This window comes from Pseudomonas sp. KH_040 (assembly GCF_057839305.1).
On record NZ_CM174487.1, the window covers coordinates 3,131,650 to 3,148,230 of the forward strand.

16 protein-coding genes are annotated in these 16,581 nt (G+C 57.7%); 4 read left to right on the forward strand and 12 right to left on the reverse strand.

Translation table 11 applies throughout. From position 1 onward, the window contains the following. The first annotated feature begins 202 nt into the window (after positions 1-202). The 3 genes from gnd to AC3IUF_RS14030 are packed head-to-tail and all read left to right on the forward strand — an operon-like array spanning position 203 to position 3,521. Positions 203-1,183 (forward strand): phosphogluconate dehydrogenase (NAD(+)-dependent, decarboxylating), encoded by a 981-nt coding sequence (gnd, locus tag AC3IUF_RS14020; RefSeq protein WP_007914838.1) that lies wholly within the window; start codon positions 203-205, stop codon positions 1,181-1,183. Further along, entirely contained in the window at positions 1,180-2,703 is a 1,524-nt protein-coding gene (gene zwf / locus AC3IUF_RS14025) for a glucose-6-phosphate dehydrogenase (RefSeq protein ID WP_095113272.1), read from the forward strand. Before gnd ends, zwf begins: the two co-directional genes overlap by 4 nt. Then, complete coding sequence (locus tag AC3IUF_RS14030; RefSeq protein WP_489281362.1) at positions 2,700-3,521, forward strand: HAD family hydrolase; 822 nt, start codon at positions 2,700-2,702, stop codon at positions 3,519-3,521. The genes zwf and AC3IUF_RS14030 overlap by 4 nt, the downstream gene beginning before the upstream one ends. A 124-nt stretch (positions 3,522-3,645) precedes the next feature. On the opposite strand, the gene nhaB is transcribed toward AC3IUF_RS14030, so the two are convergent. The 4 genes from nhaB to AC3IUF_RS14050 all read right to left on the reverse strand — a co-directional run bounded on the left by nhaB (position 3,646) and on the right by AC3IUF_RS14050 (position 8,230). Beyond that, the gene (nhaB, locus tag AC3IUF_RS14035; RefSeq protein ID WP_489281364.1) at positions 3,646-5,148 is read right to left on the reverse strand and encodes a sodium/proton antiporter NhaB; all 1,503 of its coding nucleotides are present in this window, start codon (positions 5,146-5,148) and stop codon (positions 3,646-3,648) included. A 173-nt stretch (positions 5,149-5,321) separates the two neighbouring features. Further along, a complete protein-coding gene (locus AC3IUF_RS14040; protein ID WP_489281366.1) occupies positions 5,322-6,248 on the reverse strand; it encodes a hypothetical protein in 927 nt (308 codons plus the stop codon). Between the two features lie 134 nt (positions 6,249-6,382). Further along, the gene (locus AC3IUF_RS14045; RefSeq protein ID WP_007914822.1) at positions 6,383-7,684 is read right to left on the reverse strand and encodes an NHL repeat-containing protein; all 1,302 of its coding nucleotides are present in this window, start codon (positions 7,682-7,684) and stop codon (positions 6,383-6,385) included. Positions 7,685-7,963: 279 nt separating this feature from the next. Then, complete coding sequence (locus AC3IUF_RS14050) at positions 7,964-8,230, reverse strand: hypothetical protein (RefSeq protein WP_007914821.1); 267 nt, start codon at positions 8,228-8,230, stop codon at positions 7,964-7,966. A 354-nt stretch (positions 8,231-8,584) separates the two neighbouring features. Between AC3IUF_RS14050 and AC3IUF_RS14055 the strand changes: the two genes are divergently transcribed. Next, positions 8,585-9,910, forward strand: coding sequence for a sigma-54 dependent transcriptional regulator (locus AC3IUF_RS14055; RefSeq protein ID WP_007914820.1), 1,326 nt, complete (start codon positions 8,585-8,587; stop codon positions 9,908-9,910). 99 nt (positions 9,911-10,009) lie between these two features. Here the strand turns inward: AC3IUF_RS14055 and fapF are convergent, their stop codons facing one another. The 8 genes from fapF to pnuC all read right to left on the reverse strand — a co-directional run bounded on the left by fapF (position 10,010) and on the right by pnuC (position 16,445). Beyond that, positions 10,010-11,314, reverse strand: coding sequence for a fibril amyloid transporter FapF (gene fapF, locus AC3IUF_RS14060; protein WP_123375174.1), 1,305 nt, complete (start codon positions 11,312-11,314; stop codon positions 10,010-10,012). 45 nt (positions 11,315-11,359) lie between these two features. Then, entirely contained in the window at positions 11,360-12,109 is a 750-nt protein-coding gene (fapE, locus tag AC3IUF_RS14065) for a fibril amyloid subunit FapE (protein WP_007914817.1), read from the reverse strand. Positions 12,110-12,153: 44 nt separating this feature from the next. Beyond that, entirely contained in the window at positions 12,154-12,834 is a 681-nt protein-coding gene (locus AC3IUF_RS14070) for a C39 family peptidase (RefSeq protein ID WP_007914815.1), read from the reverse strand. 63 nt (positions 12,835-12,897) lie between these two features. Next, entirely contained in the window at positions 12,898-13,899 is a 1,002-nt protein-coding gene (locus AC3IUF_RS14075) for a hypothetical protein (protein WP_007914813.1), read from the reverse strand. 74 nt (positions 13,900-13,973) lie between these two features. Beyond that, positions 13,974-14,549 carry a fibril amyloid subunit FapB gene (gene fapB, locus AC3IUF_RS14080; RefSeq protein WP_489281369.1) on the reverse strand — a complete coding sequence of 192 codons (576 nt, stop codon included), beginning with the start codon at positions 14,547-14,549 and terminating at the stop codon, positions 13,974-13,976. Position 14,550: 1 nt separating this feature from the next. Continuing rightward, on the reverse strand, positions 14,551-15,003 hold the full coding sequence (gene fapA, locus AC3IUF_RS14085) for a hypothetical protein (protein WP_007914809.1): 453 nt from the start codon (positions 15,001-15,003) through the stop codon (positions 14,551-14,553). 357 nt (positions 15,004-15,360) lie between these two features. Further along, on the reverse strand, positions 15,361-15,885 hold the full coding sequence (locus tag AC3IUF_RS14090) for an AAA family ATPase (RefSeq protein ID WP_489281371.1): 525 nt from the start codon (positions 15,883-15,885) through the stop codon (positions 15,361-15,363). Continuing rightward, positions 15,882-16,445, reverse strand: coding sequence for a nicotinamide riboside transporter PnuC (gene pnuC, locus AC3IUF_RS14095; RefSeq protein WP_007914804.1), 564 nt, complete (start codon positions 16,443-16,445; stop codon positions 15,882-15,884). Before pnuC ends, AC3IUF_RS14090 begins: the two co-directional genes overlap by 4 nt. Positions 16,446-16,581: the final 136 nt, after the last annotated feature.

Sequence of the window (16,581 nt, forward strand, 5' to 3'; positions counted from 1 at the left end):
CCGATTTTGATTTCTTTTGCCCGTGAATGGAACTTTTTTATTTTTCATGGTCGGTGTGTCTTCACCACGTTTCGGGGCGTTATCAGTCTGATTCGGGCACAATGCCCGGAAACTTCATCGCAACGCTCTGGACTAACCTCCATCAGTCGCGTTGGGCTATAACCAATGACACACATTTATTTGTAGTAAGGAGCATCAGCACATGCAACTCGGGATTATTGGACTGGGCCGCATGGGCGGCAATATTGCGCGACGTCTGATGCTCAACGGTCACACCACCGTTGTTTACGACCGCAATACCGCTTTCATCGATAACCTGGTCGCCGAGGGCTCCACCGGCGTCGCCGACTTGCCGGCACTGGTTGCCGGCCTGGCCAAACCGCGTGCGGTCTGGGTCATGCTGCCGGCCGGCGCGCCAACCGAAGACACCATCAACACCCTGAGCACTTTGCTCGAAGCCGGCGATACCATCATCGACGGTGGCAACACCAACTATAAGGATGACATTCGCCGGGCCAAGACCCTGGCCGAGAAGGGCCTGCACTACATCGACGTCGGTACTTCCGGCGGCGTCTGGGGTCTGGAGCGCGGCTATTGCATGATGATCGGCGGCGACGCTGAAACCGTGCAGCGCCTCGACCCGTTGTTCGCCGCACTGGCGCCGGGCATGGGTGACATCCCGCGCACCAAGGATCGCAAGTCCGACGACCACCGCGCCGAACATGGCTACATTCACGCCGGTCCCGCCGGTGCCGGGCACTTTGTGAAGATGATTCACAACGGTATCGAGTACGGCATGATGGCCGCGTTCGCCGAGGGCTTCGACATCCTCAAGACCAAGTCCAGCGAGCGCCTGCCGGAAGATCAGCGTTTTGATCTGAACGTGGCTGACATCGCCGAGGTCTGGCGTCGTGGCAGCGTGGTGTCCTCATGGTTGCTCGACCTGACCGCTGATGCACTGGCCAGCGATCCGAAACTCGACGGCTTCTCCGGCTCTGTTGCCGACAGCGGCGAAGGTCAATGGACCATCGAAGCGGCCATGGAACAAGCGGTGCCGGTACCGGTGCTGTCGAACTCGCTGTTCTCGCGCTACCGCTCGCGCGGCCAGGGCACCTTTGGCGACAAGATTCTTTCGGCCCAGCGCTTCGGCTTCGGCGGCCACGTGGAGACACCGAAGAAATGACCCATACGATCCGCAGAAAATCCAAGGCAGAACCCGCACCACCGACCACGCTGTTTCTGTTCGGTGCCCACGGCGACCTGGTCAAGCGCTTGCTGATGCCGGCGCTGTACAACCTCAGTCGCGACGGCTTGCTTGACGAAAATCTGCGGATCGTTGGCGTTGACCACAACGCCATTACCGATGAGGCCTTCGCGCAGAAGCTCGAAGACTTCATCCGTACCGAAGTGGCGGCAAAAGTCGGCAAGGGCGATCAGATGCTGGATCCGGCCTTGTGGGCCAAGCTCGCCAAAGGTATCAGCTACGTCCAGGGCGATTTCCTGGACGACAGCACTTATTCCGCGCTGGCGGCGAAAATCGCCGACAGTGGCACCGGCAATGCGGTGTTCTACCTGGCCACCGCGCCGCGTTTCTTCAGTGAAGTAGTGCGCCGACTGGGCGCCGCGAAACTGCTCGAAGAAACCCCCGAAGCGTTCAGAAGAGTGGTAATCGAGAAGCCCTTCGGCTCCGATCTGCAAACTGCCGAAGCGTTGAACGCCTGTTTGCTCAAGGTGATGTCCGAGAAGCAGATCTATCGGATCGACCATTATCTGGGCAAGGAAACCGTGCAGAACATTCTGGTCAGCCGGTTCTCCAACAGCCTCTTCGAAGCGTTCTGGAACAATCACTACATCGACCACGTGCAGATCACTGCAGCTGAAACCGTCGGTGTCGAAACCCGTGGCAGCTTTTACGAGCACACCGGCGCCCTGCGTGACATGGTGCCCAATCACCTGTTCCAGTTGCTCGCCATGGTAGCCATGGAGCCGCCGGCGGCATTCGGCGCCGACGCGGTTCGCGGTGAGAAGGCCAAAGTGGTTGGCGCGATTCGTCCCTGGACAACTGAAGAGGCACGGGCCAACTCGGTTCGTGGCCAGTACAGCGCCGGCGAAGTCGATGGCAAGTCGCTGAACGGCTATCGCCAGGAGGCCAACGTTTCGCCTGACAGCAACACAGAAACCTACGTCGCACTCAAGGTGATGATCGACAACTGGCGCTGGGTCGGCGTGCCGTTCTACCTGCGCACCGGCAAACGCATGAGCGTGCGCGACACCGAGATCGTCATCTGCTTCAAACCGGCCCCGTATGCGCAATTCCGTGACACCGAAGTCGACGAATTACAGCCGACCTACCTGCGTATTCAGATCCAGCCGAACGAAGGCATGTGGTTCGACCTGCTGGCCAAACGGCCGGGGCCGGCGTTGAACATGGCCAACATCGAACTGGGTTTTGCCTACAAGGACTTTTTCGAGATGCAGCCGTCGACCGGTTACGAAACGCTGATCTACGACTGCCTGACCGGCGATCAGACGCTGTTCCAGCGTGCTGACAACATCGAGAATGGCTGGCGTGCGGTGCAACCGTTCCTTGATGCCTGGCAGCAGGATGCAAGTGTGCAGACCTACGCCGCCGGTGAAGACGGCCCGCAGGCTGCCGAAGATCTGCTGACTCGCGATGGTCGCGTCTGGCATGGCCTGGGATGAGTGAATTGCCGAAACAACCTGTCCGTTTTCTGCTCAGCGACATGGACGGCACACTGTTGCTGCCCGATCACAGTTTGAGTCAGCGCACCATTGACGCGGTGCGCTCGCTGCGCGAGTCCGGCGTGTTGTTCAGCCTCGCCACGGGCAGACCACCGAAGGCCATGTTGCAGCAGATCGAAGCCCTGGGCGTTGATCTGCCGACAGCGGCGTTCAACGGTGGAACCATCGTCAATCCGGATGGCAGTTTGCTGGTTGCGCATTACCTGCCGGCGACGACGGCGCTGATTGCCCTGGCAACGTTCGCCGATCAGCCTGATGTGGAAATTTGGGTGTTCAGCGGCGGTGACTGGCTGCTCAAGGATCCGCACGGGCCGATGGTGCCGCGCGAACAGCATGGCCTCGGTTATCCGCCGGTGGTGGTGGAGAGTTTCGAGCCCTATCTGGAGCGTATCGACAAGATTGTCGCGACCAGTAACAACACTGAACTGTTGATTGAACTGGAGGCGCGCCTGTTGCCCAAAGTCAATGGCGTGGCACAAGTGTCACGCTCGCAACCGGTGTATCTCGATGTCACGGCACTGGAGGCCAACAAAGGCACCGCACTGGCGACCCTGGCCGCGCATCTCGGGATTCCACTGGAACAGACAGCGGCCATCGGTGATGGCGGCAACGACCCGGCGATGTTTCATTGCGCGGGATTGTCGATTGCCATGGGGCAGGCGGAGGAGGCGGTAAAGCGTCAGGCTGACGTGGTCACCGCGCCGAACACCGAAGACGGCGTCGCCCAGGCCATCGAGAAATACATCCTCCCTCACTGAAAGCACGCAAAACCAAATGTAGGAGTGAGCCTGCTCGCGATAGCAATGCATCAGTCACCATTTCCTGGGCTGACACACCGCTATCGCGAGCAGGCTCACTCCTACAGTTTTTACGCGGTGTTGATCAGAGCCAGTAGCTCACCGCGTACCAGCCCAACAGGCCCATGACGAACGTGTACGGCAACGCCATCCACACCATCCGCCCGTACGACAAACGCACCAGCGGCGCAATCGCCGAGGTCAGCAGAAACAGGAATGCAGCCTGACCATTTGGCGTCGCCACGCTCGGCAGATTGGTACCGGTATTGATCGCGATCGCCAATGTCTCGAAATGCTCGCGGCTCATGTGCCCGGCGAGGAACGCCTGTTTCACTTCGGTGATGTAGATCGTCGCGACAAACACGTTGTCACTGATCGCCGACAACAGGCCGTTGGCGATAAACAACATGCCCGGTTGTTGTTCGACCGGCAGCGCCAGCACCCACTGAATCAGCGGCGCAAACAACTGTTGATCGTGAATGACCGCCACCACCGCAAAAAACACCACCAGCAACGCCGTGAATGGCATGGCGTCCTTGAATGCGCTGCCCAGACGATGCTCGTCGGTGATACCGGTAAACGCGGTGATCAACACAATCACCATCAACCCGATCAAGCCGACTTCTGCGATGTGAAAGGCCAGGCAACCGATCAGGATCAGTGCGGCTGCACCTTGCACCAGCAGCGCAGCGCGTTGGCGAGCTGTGCGTTCGGCATTGTCTTCGGCGGCGTAGTTGGCCAGCACCGTGCGAACGTTGTCTGGCAGCAGTGTGCCGTAACCGAACCAGCGCAGTTTCTCCAGCAGCACGCAGGTGACCAGACCCGCCGCCAGCACTGGCAGCGAAACCGGTGCGACCTTCTGGAAGAACTCACCGAAGTGCCAACCCATTTCGTGGCCGATCAGCAGGTTCTGCGGTTCGCCCACCAGCGTGCAGACGCCGCCCAATGCCGTACCGACCGCACCGTGCATCAGCAGGCTGCGCAGGAAGGCGCGGAATTGCTCCAGATCGTCGTGGTGCAATTTCGGCAGGTTCTGGTCGTCAGCAAACGCACTGTCCTGACGCGGATCGTTGCCGGAGGCGACGCGGTGATAGACGGAATAGAAACCGACCGCCGCACTGATGATTACCGCGGTCACCGTCAGAGCATCGAGAAACGCCGAGAGAAACGCCGAAAGAAAGCAGAACATCAAGGCCAGTGCCGCTTTTGACCGCACGCCCAACAGCAGCCGCGAGAACAGAAACAGCAATAGATCCTTCATGAAATAGATGCCGGCCACCATAAACATCAGCAGCAGGATCACCGGGAAGTTGTGCACCAGCTCATCGTAAAGCGCCTGCGGCGTGGTCATCTTCAGCAGCAACGCTTCGATCAACAGCAAGCCACCGGGCATCAGCGGATAGCACTTGAGCGCCATCGCCAGGGTGAAGATGAATTCAATCACCAGCAACCAGCCGGCCGCTACCGGGCCAACCGTGAACAGCACCAGCGCATTGAGGATCAGAAAACCGACGATGGTCGCCTTGTACCAGCGTGGCGATTGCCCGAGAAAATTGTGCGCGAACGCCTGGGCCATTGAACCGGACATCGGTTGCTCCTTGTCTTTTAGAAGCGCGCAAGTTGCCGGATGTGGCGGGCAAGTTCAAGGTGTTACCGGATTTGACCGATGTCTTTTTTGCAAGCCTGGCATGTTTCACCCTGGAATGACAAAGGCCCACCGAGTCACGACTCGACGGGCCCTTGTCTGTCGCAGGAAAGCGTTTATCGCAATTTCGACGAAATCACCTTGATTGCCCACGGCGCCGAGAGCCGCCCTAGGTCGGATCGGAGTCTGAAGGTGTGAACCAAGTTTTCTTTCAGGTCTTTGATTTTTGCGGAGTAAACACCGTGTTCATTTGCAGCGAAGGGCACCAAGTCACGATGATAGTCGACAATCCAGCCTGTTTCACCGGGGGTTGCCGTACCCACCAATGTCACTGATCGATCGGTTGTGGTTTCTTGATTGCCGATCAATTGGAAACTTTCATTGCCCAAGACAAATTGGATGCTGATCGGTGCAGGTTGCTTTATCAGGACCCGCCATGACGAGGAATGCTGCCCATTGGTTTCCCGAGCGATGAAGTTTTGGGTGCCTGTCTTGAGATCCTTGATGTTGGCGCTCCAATGCCCGTCTGTTCCGACATTCAGGAGGCTTAGCACTGTGCCGTTATTCACCAACTCCACTACTTTGCCAGGCGCGGCCTTGCCAATAAAATTCAGTTCATTTTGAAATGTAGTCTCACCGTTTCCGACGGGCGTACCGGCAGCATCGTAAACCGAGTCGATTGAGACCTTTTCGCTGACATCCACTTCAACAGTCCACGTCGCTGACACTTGACCATCGGAGGTTGCCACGCTGTATGCGTGAATACCCCGTGCCTGATCAAGCAGCAGGGCGCTGAAATCACCACGTTCGTCAACAGTCACGAGGTGGTGTGCGGGAATCCCATTGTCCAGCATCACTGCTAACTGATTCGGCTCCGCCGAACCGAAAAAAGACAGATTGCCGTTCGTGGTAGTGCCGTCAGGTGGGATGGAGATATCGTCACCATTGGTGATTGAGAGAATCCTCGGCGCTACAAGCTCGGTGCTTCCTGAGGACAGTTCAACCGATGTGCGATGTTTGGACGGTGTCACTAGATCGTTCATATCAAAATTCCTTTTTCGGGTAGAGCACGCAATGTTCTGCGCGCCCTGCTATCTGATGCCCGATCAAAGTTGACGTCTACTGTCAGAAATTACAGGTACAAGGCCATTCCCGACGAACGGTTAATACGGCTCGCCTATGAATTTAGATACCGCGCCACCATCGCCCGATAGTTGCCATCCAGCGAATAACCGCCGACAAGGATCGCGTCATCCGCTTGCACAGCCAGCGAATTGGCTGTGTCCAGGCTGCGCCCCAAGCGCGTGCGCAGCCAGCCTTTGCCGTCGCCAAAACTGTGATCCAGGCCGCCATCACTCGAGTAACGGGCGACGATAAAGTCCGCTTCGATTCCACCAATGGTTGCGCCGACCGCGATGATGCGGCCGTCCGCCATGCGTTGGGCGGCGCTCCATTGGCAGCCGCTGGGGCCGATCTCCAATAATTGTGGCTGGCCGCCATGGTTGTGCAGGTTAGGGCGACCGTTTGTGTGCGGGCTGAATGCCAGGCAGCGAATCGGGTCGCGACTGCTGCCGAAACAGTGCAGTGCCTCTGAGGTTTCGATCACCTGACTGACCTGAGCACTTTTACCGTGCGCCTTGAAGGCCATGAAGCCGTCCACGGCGAAACGCTCGTCGAGGCGGCCGTCGGGCAGGTAGCGCGCCAACAGACCTTCCTGCGGAAAATCGATGGAACCTGCCACCACAATCCGCCCGTCCCTTTGCAGTAGCAGGCTGCTGAGCCAGGTATTGAGCAGCAAGTGGCGAACCATCACGAAGCCACGGCCATTAAAGGTTTCATCCAGGCGGCCGTCGGGTTTGAGGCGAATCAGCATGCCGGCATGGTCGGCGAGTTCGAAGTGGTGATTGGCGATGAGCAGGATATGGCCATCGTCCTGAACGACGAAATCGCTGGCTTCGGCCCCCGGCACACCTGGCGGCAACCAGCTGTCACGGCTGCCCATGGACAAATCGCCCGGCAGGCGCACCACCTGGCGACCGTTGTCACCGAAGCGCACATCCGGTTTGCCCTGGGCATCGAACATAGCGAGGGCGGGCAGGGTGCGATAAGCGTTTTCATAATGCAGCCCGGCCAGCAGGATGCGCCCGTCGGGTAGCGTCTGAACTTTGCCGGCCGTGGCTTCAAAACCCGGGGCAAAGGTGTCGATCACGCTGCCGTTATCACCGAAGGTCAGATCGGCCGAGCCATCGGCCAGCATCCGCGCCAGGCCGAATCGGCTGCCGGTAGCGACGCCGACCTTTGCTGCGACCAGAACGCGCCCCTGCGCATCGAGGGCAATGTCCTCGGTCAGGCTGGAGACGCTGCCAGTGAAATACACTTGAGCGACGCCGGTGGCGGCAAATGTTCTGTCGAGTTGACCGGCTCGGCTCAATAAAGACGTCGATACCGCCGGCAGCGCAAAAGTGTTCAGGGTGGACATGCACGCATCTCCTTGCGAGTTGACCTGGACCGGAAACCGGATGGGTAACTGCATGAGCGAAACATTCAATCCCTGAACCGGGAGAAGTACAACTGTAAGAACTAACAGGTGGAGGGTCGCACTGTGCCAGAACAGTGTCTTTTTGAACCAATAGCAAGCCGCCCAAGCAGTTAAGCCTGAACACGTTGCAAATAGTTGTACAAAAGTACGGAGGGTTAAAAAGACTGCAACTAAGGGAAGAGGGCGGATGACCTGAACGTCATCCGCATTACCCGGTTGTTAGTGTGGCATCGACCAGGATTGCAGCAAGTGACCTTCTTTGCTGAGTTCAGCGCGCGCCTGCTGCAGCAGTTGCTCGAGTTGCGCCGGATCAGAGTAGGCGCTGCTTGGGATCTGTTTGCGACCGATACTGTTATTGGTCCGGTCAATCACGGTCAGGCTCAGTTCGCCATTGCCGTCTTGTGGCGCCCAGGCCACGCACTGGAAAGGTTTGAACGCGTGGTTGGCAATCAGAAGAGCTTCGTTGATACGGAGCGGGGCGGTCATGGGTTTTTCTCTCTGTCGTGCCCAATCAAGTGATGTGCCGTCGGTTGGGCTTACCGTTCGGCTGGTACTTGTACTGATGCACCGAACCCGCAGGCGGGTCACACATGAAACAAAGAAATTTCAACTTTCTTTCATGGCGTTGCTTTACAGACAGGTTTTTGAAAGCTCACTGAAAGGTTAAGGCAGAAATTAGTAGATAGCTGACTAACAACTTCTGTTCTTATAACGTGTTTGCTTGTACACCTATAAGCAATCGATACAAGGCCCTGTCAAAATCTTGCTAATGTTACAGTCGGGTCTGCCAAATGACTGTTTTTACAATCATTTCTAATAATTTGGCGCCAAGGAACAGTCATGAGCGAAGCGCCAGCGTTACGACGTTTATTGGTGGTCGATCCCTGCGACGATTGCCACCGCTTATTGCCCGGATTACGCGCCGTAGGTTGGGATGTTGATAGCTGCACTCTGGAAAATGCCGCCGATCGAAGTTGTGATGTCGGCTTGTTGCGATTGCAGCCGTTTCACCTCGAACGACCTGAAGCCGTCAAGGAACTGATCAGTCGCAGCGGCACCGAATGGATCGCCGTGCTCAATCAGGAAGTCCTGCGTTTACAAAACGTCGGTGACTTCGTCTGTGAATGGTTTTTCGATTTTCACACCTTGCCGTTCGACGTGTCGCGGGTGCAGGTTACCCTCGGCCGGGCATTCGGCATGGCGCGTTTGCGCGGGCAGGGCACGATTCATGTGGATCAGCCCGAGCACGAATTGCTTGGCGACAGCAAACCGATCCGCGAACTGCGCAAATTGCTCAGCAAACTGGCGCCGACCGAATCGCCGGTATTGATCCGCGGTGAAAGCGGCACGGGTAAAGAACTGGTTGCACGCACGCTGCATCGGCAATCCCAGCGTCACAACAAACCGTTTGTGGCAATCAATTGCGGGGCAATTCCCGAGCACCTGATTCAGTCCGAGCTGTTCGGCCACGAGAAAGGTGCGTTTACCGGCGCCCATCAGCGCAAGATCGGGCGTATTGAAGCGGCCAATGGCGGCACATTGTTTTTGGATGAGATCGGTGATCTGCCGCTGGAACTGCAAGCCAATCTGTTGCGCTTCCTGCAGGAACGGCACATCGAACGTGTCGGAGGCAGTCAGCCGATCCCGGTGGATGTGCGCGTTCTGGCGGCGACCCACGTCGACCTAGAGGCGGCCATCGAGAAAAAGCGATTTCGCGAAGATCTGTATTACCGGCTCAACGTGTTGCAAGTGGTCACCGCGCCTTTGCGCGAACGCCACGGCGACCTCTCAATGCTGGCCAACCATTTTTCGCACTTCTACAGCCATGAAACCGGCCGACGCCCACGCAGTTTCAGCGAAGATGCGCTGATTGCCATGGGCAAGCATGACTGGCCGGGCAATGTCCGTGAATTGGCCAACCGTGTACGGCGTGGGCTGGTATTGGCCGAAGGCCGGCAGATCGAGGCCCGTGATCTGGGGTTGATCAGCCAGCATTCGATCGCTACGCCCATGGGCACGCTGGAAGACTACAAGACTCGCGCCGAGCGCCAGGCGCTGTGCGATGTGTTGAATCGGCACAGCGATAATCTCAGTGTGGCGGCTAAAGTCCTCGGCGTATCACGGCCGACGTTTTATCGTTTGCTTCACAAGCACCAGATCCGCTAGCTGGCTGAAGACCAAAAGATCGCAGCCTTCGGCAGTTCCTACTTCGGATTTGTGTAATCCCTGTAGGAGCTGGCGAAGGCTGCGATCTTTTACTTTTGCTTAGAAGTAGTACGGGAATTTCAGGCTGAAGGAAAAGTCCGGGGCATCATCCGTCATGCCGATGGACAAGTTGGGTACGATGGTCAGGTTGTCGGTGGCCGCAATGGTCATGCCGACGTTGAAGTAGCCGGCGTTGGCGTCGCTGGACACCACCGATTCCCAATCCCCGCCATCCTGTTTCAGCTTGCTCTTGCGTTGCACCAGATCAGACACCGAGAACGACATACTCATCTTCTCGTTCAGCGCAAACGCAATACCGGCGCCGATCTGGAAGCTGTCGCCGATCTTTACCTTGCCCGGGTTTTTCTGGTTGACCGTCGAACTGATGTCGTCAAACGACTCCTCCAGGTTGTGGGTGTAGGACAAGCTGCCGAACAGCACCGCCGGGTCGAACGTCTTGACCAGCGAGATGCCCGGCGTGATCGACCAGACGCCGTTGCCGGTGGGCAGGGTGTCAGGTACAAACAGATTGGAGTTGGCATTGGTCTGGCGCAGTTTGATCCCGAACGGATCCTTGCCGGTTGGCGCCTTGACCCGCAAGGTGACGACCGCGTCCGGTGTATTGACCGACTCGTCGAGGAATTTGTAAGCGATGCCGAAGTTGACGTCGCCAATGGTTGGATCCTTGGTGACGGTTTCTTCTGTGGTGACACCCGCCGCGCCCTCATTGCCGCCGCCCGACTGATAAGTCGATTCGCGATACACCACGGGCACGTTCAAGTCGAACTGCCAGCGGTTATCGAAGTTGTAGCGGCCCGTCAGGTCGAGGGTCCATGTGTCAGCCTTGATCCGGTCGAGGTTGATGTTGCCGAGAAAGATCGAATCGAGTGCGAGGAAGCCATTGAGAATCAGCTGACGGGTGTCATAGCGCGAGTAGGTGATGCCGGTTTCGACGCTGAACTTGCCGCCGCCGAAGAAGCCGCTGGCCTCGTCGTACAGGTTGGAAACGCTCTGCGCCGGTTGCGAATCGTCCGCCAGCGACTGCCCGTAAGAAGCGCCACTGCCCCCGGCGGCGCCTCCTGATGCTGCTGCCGCACCGGTGCCGGTGGCGACGCGATTGCCTTTCATGTCCGATGGCGATTTGGCCAGCCGTTTTGGCGGTGGGGCGGCGGGTTGCTCTTCAACCTGGCGGACTCGTTGTTCAAGTACCGCAAGGGCTTTTTGTTGTACTTCGTATCGTTGTTTCAGCTCCAGAAGTTCCTGTTTCAGGGCCTCTACATCTGCGTCCGGTGCTGCTTGAAGCATCGCCGCAGGGAGAAGAGTGCTCAAACACACTGCGGCACGCAGTGATACTGATCGATACATGAATAAGCCGTCCCTTTAAGCCCAATGATCGAGACTCAGCGTAGTTCAATATCCAATACTGCGTAGGGCCCCGAGTTGAGTCAGGTTGCAATCCAGTGCGCCGGCACTTCTGCCGTTATTATTGAGTACGACGTTAAGTTGAGTCAGGTTGTTGACCACATTGGCACTCCCGAGCAGACGGGTGTTTTGCAAGAGACCGCTCGAAGCGACCTGTTGCAGCGCCGTGCCTTGATTGCCGCTGGCTTGTATCGCCATTTGCACGCCACCCGTACCGGTTGCCGACACTGCGACATTGCCGGCGGCATTACTGCCGGAAATAGTCTGGCCGGCCATCAGGGCCTGGCCCTGTACGGGGGCGAGTGCTGGCGCCTGATTGGCTTCCTTGACGTTAATGGCGACGTTGTTGTTCGCCGTGTTGCCGTCACCCGCCGCGCGTACGCTCTGCGTCACGCCCGACGATGAGTTAAGGCCGGCACCACCGATAATCGATCCCGTGCCCAGTTCCGGCGTATTGCCGTTGCCCATCTCCTTGATGGTCGACACGTAAAATTCCGGTTTGATGGTGGTTTGTTGCACCTGCATGGATGCAGACGCCCCGATCAGATCGCCACTGGCGTTGCGCCAGGTACTGCTCATGACAATGCCGAAGCTGATAATCCGCCCCGGCATCACATACCGACCACGCAGCTCGGCGAGCTCCTGGTCCTTGATTTCTATGGGTTTGAATCCTGCATTGGCGTAGCCCGATGCGCTCGCTGCCAGGCAGGCGGCGGCCAGCCAGTATGAGGTTTTCATCTGCTGCTCCCGGGACATCCAGTCCCATTTTCTATAATCGGCGATTAAAAGAAGTCGCTCTGAATGAACCCGAAATCCATCAATTCAGCATCTTTGACAGGGTTGAAACCGTCGAGCTTGTTCTTGGCTGTCAAGGGCACCGGAGGGCTGCGCAAGGCGTTGACCTTGTCATATCCGGGACCGACGATGGCAAAGACAATGCCGTTCCAACCTTTGACAAAGTCGTCATGTTTGTAACGCTTATGGCCGAGAACCGGGTCTCCGATGTAAACCCAATCCTTGTCCGAACGCTGCAACACAACGAAATGCTTGTAGCCGCGAATTTCCATCAGTACCACCACCGGGATCGTTACCGCTTCGAGCTTTTCCGGTGGAATCTTGTAACCCCTGGCGCGCATGCCGATGCTTTCTATGTAGCGCTTCATGTCCAGCATGGAGAACCCTTGCGTACGAACAAGGTCCTGGTCAGCGTTGACCAGCATGCCTTTGATGATGTGCTCCTCATCGACGTCGAGCCAATAGGCCTGGCGTAATACCGTGGCCAGTGCAGCAGCGCCGCAGCTGAAATCGGTTTTTTGTTCGACGATGTCGGCAAACTTGCGCTCGCGGATGCTCTGCACGTTTTTGTAGACGAGCGTGCCACCCGGCAGGGCAGCCACGGGCATCTGACCGGCCTGAGTCAGGCCACAGACGAAAAGCAGAGTGAGGAGGGCAGTCTTACGCATGATCGATACGCCTTTGCGGACTGAGGAAAAGCCCCGTTGCCGGGGCTTTCGTTTCGATCGCGATTACAGGCAGGCTCTGCAGCCAGCAGCGATGGACAGCGAGTTGCTTTGTTGGTTGCCCACACCCGCCGAGACGTTGGCTCCGCCGTTGCCGGAGAAGTTGTTCATCGAGTTGGTCATGTTGGCATTGTTGACCACAGGGGCTTTCCAGCCATCTTTGGTCATCACCTGTTGGGTGGTTACGCCAGCCAGGCCAAAAGTACCGACGGCTTCGAACTTGGCTTTCTGGTCATCGTTGCCACCGTGGCCGCCGCCACGATTGCCATAACCGCCGTGGTCATCATCTTCGATGGTTGCAGTGCCTTTGGCTTTAAACACGCCAGCGGCCGCGTAGGTGCCAGTGAGGGTATCGGTTTTGTAGGTCTGCACGCCTTTGTTGTCGACAACCAGGCCAGTGGAAGACTGGTTGGCGGCAGCAGCGGCAGTGGCTACACGGCCACCGGATACGGCGATTGCGAGGTTGTTTTTCTGTTGGTTGAAGTTGCCTGCAGACACGTTGATGCCGATGTTGCCGGAACCATTGTTGCCTGCATTGTTGAGCGTAGCGTTATTGAAGGTGGACGAGTTTTTCACATAGTTGTTGTTGTTGACTTGAGTTGCACTCGAGGCAGCAACAGCGTTGCCGAAGATGAAGCTTTCATCGGCAGTAGCCAGCGCGGCGGCGTTGTCCTGCTGGTTGCCGTCGCCGGCTGCAACGTTGGCGCCCATGTTGCCGTTAGAGCCATTGAGCGAGTCGCTGGCATTGGCGTTGTTCAGAGTGCCCTGGTTTTTCACCACGTTGCCGTCGCTGTTTTGCGCGTCGAGTACAGCGGCGCCGGCGCCTGCGGTGATCTGCAGCAGTTGTTCAAGATTTGGACCTTGTGGCTGGCCGTGACCGTTGCCGTGTCCATTGCCATGCCCGTTACCATGACCGTTGTTGTCATCACGACCGCCTGCCTGTGCTGCGATTGCCATCACTGCTGCAAGTGCGAAAACCAGTGGTTTGAGAGCCATTGTAGGTTTCATGGTGTTTCTCCATCGTGCTTATTAGTTGGTTAAGTGTTGGTACTTTCTAATTGCACTGCTTTTTGTTGTTTGGGTCAGTCAGCGACCCGGATGCTCAGGGTGTTAGCCATTCGGTTCCCCACCCCGGCACTCTGGTTCACCTGGATTACCCCGCGGCTGCCGGTGAAGGCCTGATCACTTGTCGTGACCTGGCGACTGCCGGATGAGGTACCAGTTGCTCCTGAGCTCGGTAAAAGCGCCACGTTCTGTTGTGAAAGGGCACTGTCGTCAACGCTCTGCGGGGCAGCACTGATGCTGACGCGCGTGACGTTGGCCATCTGGTTGTTGGCCCCGGCACCCTGGTTCACACCAAGGATGCCGTTGCCATTGCTGAAAGAGGTGCCGCCGATGGTTGCGCTGGCGTCCATCGAGCGAGAGGCAGGCGTATCGATTTTCTGCGTGACGCTGGTGCTGGCATGGGATCCGGTGCCGATCGCCACAGCCTTGACGTTGGCCTGTTGCATTTGATCGCCAGCCGCCTGATTGACGTTGAAGTTGCCGCGGTACTGAACCCCGGAATCCTGAATGTTGGCGTTGTTCACTGAAGCGGGATCGGCAGCCATGACAGTGGTGCAACCGAGCAAGGCGAGCAGAAGGAGTGAACGATTCATTTCATTGGCCTCCGGCCATGCGGGTCAATGGCGCAAGGCCGGAACTCATGGCGCGGTTGATCGTGCCGGAAATCGCGCCACCGGAACCGCCACCGTGGCCAGCACTCATGCCGGGCATGCCGTTGGGATTGGTGAGGGTATTGAGGCCTGGCATGTTGGCGCCGGCCTGGACATTGTTGGTGGTGCGGAACGCGCTGCCGCTGGCGACGCCGGCGAAGTCGCCATCGCTCAATTCGGTGCTGTTCATGGTGGAATTGATGCGTGCGGACGGGTTGGCATTGACGGTGGTCGGGTAGGGGTCTTTGCCACCGTTGCGACCGATCGGGATAGGCTGAACATCGCGATCGAGAACAATCACGCCGTTACCTTCTGCCTGCACGTTGAAGCTGATCAACGTACTGGCTGCTGATCCGATCAGCAGAAGGCAGGTCAAACCTTTTTGGATATTCCCCACGGCTGCAATTCCTTCTTCAGTGGGCTGGCCCTAGTCAGCGTTGTGAAGGAGAGAGCGAAAGCTGTGCCGCTTTTTAAAAGCGTCGTAATTTCAAAGGGTTGGGAAATAAACGCGCACGTCTGATACACAGGCTGTTTCAGACTTGATACACGCACTGGTGCGCCGACCTGTCCATTGGCTGAACAAAGCTCTGGAACAAGGGTTTGCCGCGGTGTGTATCAGTTGCGTAACAACTCGGATGACAAAGCAGTGAACAGTGCTGAAACGGGCACTTTGCAACTCACGGAGTGTTTCAGGAACGGACACTTTGCCCCCAAAACAGGGGGGAGTCGTGGGGCAGTTGACCCTTTGACCGGGTCACTGCCTCAGCAATTGCTCGACGGCGGCAAATGCCTGAGTCTGGCGTTCGGCCCAATTGCCCTGGATGACCTGAAAACGCTGGCGGTGGTTTTCCAGCCAGTTTCGCGTGGAACGGTAAAACGCCATTCGCTCGTGCAGACCCGGTTGGCAGCGCTGACCGTCATCAGTCCAGTCGACCTGTTCCGGGGACAAAAGAAGGTGTAGATCGTAATGCCGTGTCAGCAACTCGGATTCCAGCCAGTCCGGGCAGTCACCGAACAGCGTCTGGCTCCAAAGGATATTGCTCAACAAGTGAGTGTCCAGAATCAGCAACGAAGGCTGCTGCGCTCGCGCCTGATCCTCCCATTGCATTTGGCCCTGAGCGATTTCCGGGATGTCAGCCAGACAGGTATCACGGGGATTGAGCTCGATAAAGCGGCGCACGTACTCATCCACCCGCACGCCGCCAAAGCGTTGTTGCAGGCCCGCCGCCAGCCAGCTCTTGCCGGTGGATTCGGGCCCGGTCAGGACCACGACCTTCATGTGCGCAACGCCGGGTCGGCGCGCCATTCGCGAAAGCCTTGAATCGCCAGCAAGGTGAACAGCCCGTACAGCGCAGCGGTCAGGTACAGCCCCTTATAGATGAACAAGCCGACAAAGATCACATCGAGCACAAACCACAGCGCCCAGCATTGCAGGCGTTTCTGCGCCATCCACAGTTGTGCCACCAGGCTGAAACCGGTCAGCGCGGCATCGAGCCACGGTTGCGCGGCGTCGGTCCAATGGGCCATGGCCGCGCCGAGCAACAGGCTGCCGATCGCGCCAACGCCTAAGCCGACCAGGATCGAACGTTGATCAAGGCGCGTGACCTCACGACCGTCATGCATCGTCCCGGCGCGGGTCCATTGCCACCAGCCATAGACTTGCAACGCGGCGTAGATCACTTGCAGCAACATGTCCGAGTACAGCTTCACTTCAAAGAAGATCCAGCTGTAGAGCAAGACCATGACCAGGCCGATCGGCCAGCACCACGGATTCTGTTTGACCGTCAGCCACACGGCGATCACGCCAAGGGCGGCGGCAAACAGTTCAAGCCCAGACATGGCGGTTCCTTGGGGGAAATTGAGGAGGGGGCGGATTGTACTGCATTGGGCCAAACCCCTCACCCTAACCCTCTCCCAGAGGAGAGGGGACTGACCGAGTTGGATGTTCCGAGATACGCGGACCTGATCTTTCTGC

Excerpts from the sequence above, each read along its gene's own strand:
- gnd (WP_007914838.1), top strand. The coding sequence starts at position 203 with ATGCAACTCGGGATTATTGGACTGGGCCGCATGGGCGGCAATATTGCG.
- zwf (WP_095113272.1), top strand. The coding sequence starts at position 1,180 with ATGACCCATACGATCCGCAGAAAATCCAAGGCAGAACCCGCACCACCG.
- AC3IUF_RS14030 (WP_489281362.1), top strand. The coding sequence starts at position 2,700 with ATGAGTGAATTGCCGAAACAACCTGTCCGTTTTCTGCTCAGCGACATG.
- nhaB (WP_489281364.1), bottom strand. The coding sequence starts at position 5,148 with ATGTCCGGTTCAATGGCCCAGGCGTTCGCGCACAATTTTCTCGGGCAA.
- AC3IUF_RS14040 (WP_489281366.1), bottom strand. The coding sequence starts at position 6,248 with ATGAACGATCTAGTGACACCGTCCAAACATCGCACATCGGTTGAACTG.
- AC3IUF_RS14045 (WP_007914822.1), bottom strand. The coding sequence starts at position 7,684 with ATGTCCACCCTGAACACTTTTGCGCTGCCGGCGGTATCGACGTCTTTA.
- AC3IUF_RS14050 (WP_007914821.1), bottom strand. The coding sequence starts at position 8,230 with ATGACCGCCCCGCTCCGTATCAACGAAGCTCTTCTGATTGCCAACCAC.
- AC3IUF_RS14055 (WP_007914820.1), top strand. The coding sequence starts at position 8,585 with ATGAGCGAAGCGCCAGCGTTACGACGTTTATTGGTGGTCGATCCCTGC.
- fapF (WP_123375174.1), bottom strand. The coding sequence starts at position 11,314 with ATGTATCGATCAGTATCACTGCGTGCCGCAGTGTGTTTGAGCACTCTT.
- fapE (WP_007914817.1), bottom strand. The coding sequence starts at position 12,109 with ATGAAAACCTCATACTGGCTGGCCGCCGCCTGCCTGGCAGCGAGCGCA.
- AC3IUF_RS14070 (WP_007914815.1), bottom strand. The coding sequence starts at position 12,834 with ATGCGTAAGACTGCCCTCCTCACTCTGCTTTTCGTCTGTGGCCTGACT.
- AC3IUF_RS14075 (WP_007914813.1), bottom strand. The coding sequence starts at position 13,899 with ATGAAACCTACAATGGCTCTCAAACCACTGGTTTTCGCACTTGCAGCA.
- fapB (WP_489281369.1), bottom strand. The coding sequence starts at position 14,549 with ATGAATCGTTCACTCCTTCTGCTCGCCTTGCTCGGTTGCACCACTGTC.
- AC3IUF_RS14090 (WP_489281371.1), bottom strand. The coding sequence starts at position 15,885 with ATGAAGGTCGTGGTCCTGACCGGGCCCGAATCCACCGGCAAGAGCTGG.
- pnuC (WP_007914804.1), bottom strand. The coding sequence starts at position 16,445 with ATGTCTGGGCTTGAACTGTTTGCCGCCGCCCTTGGCGTGATCGCCGTG.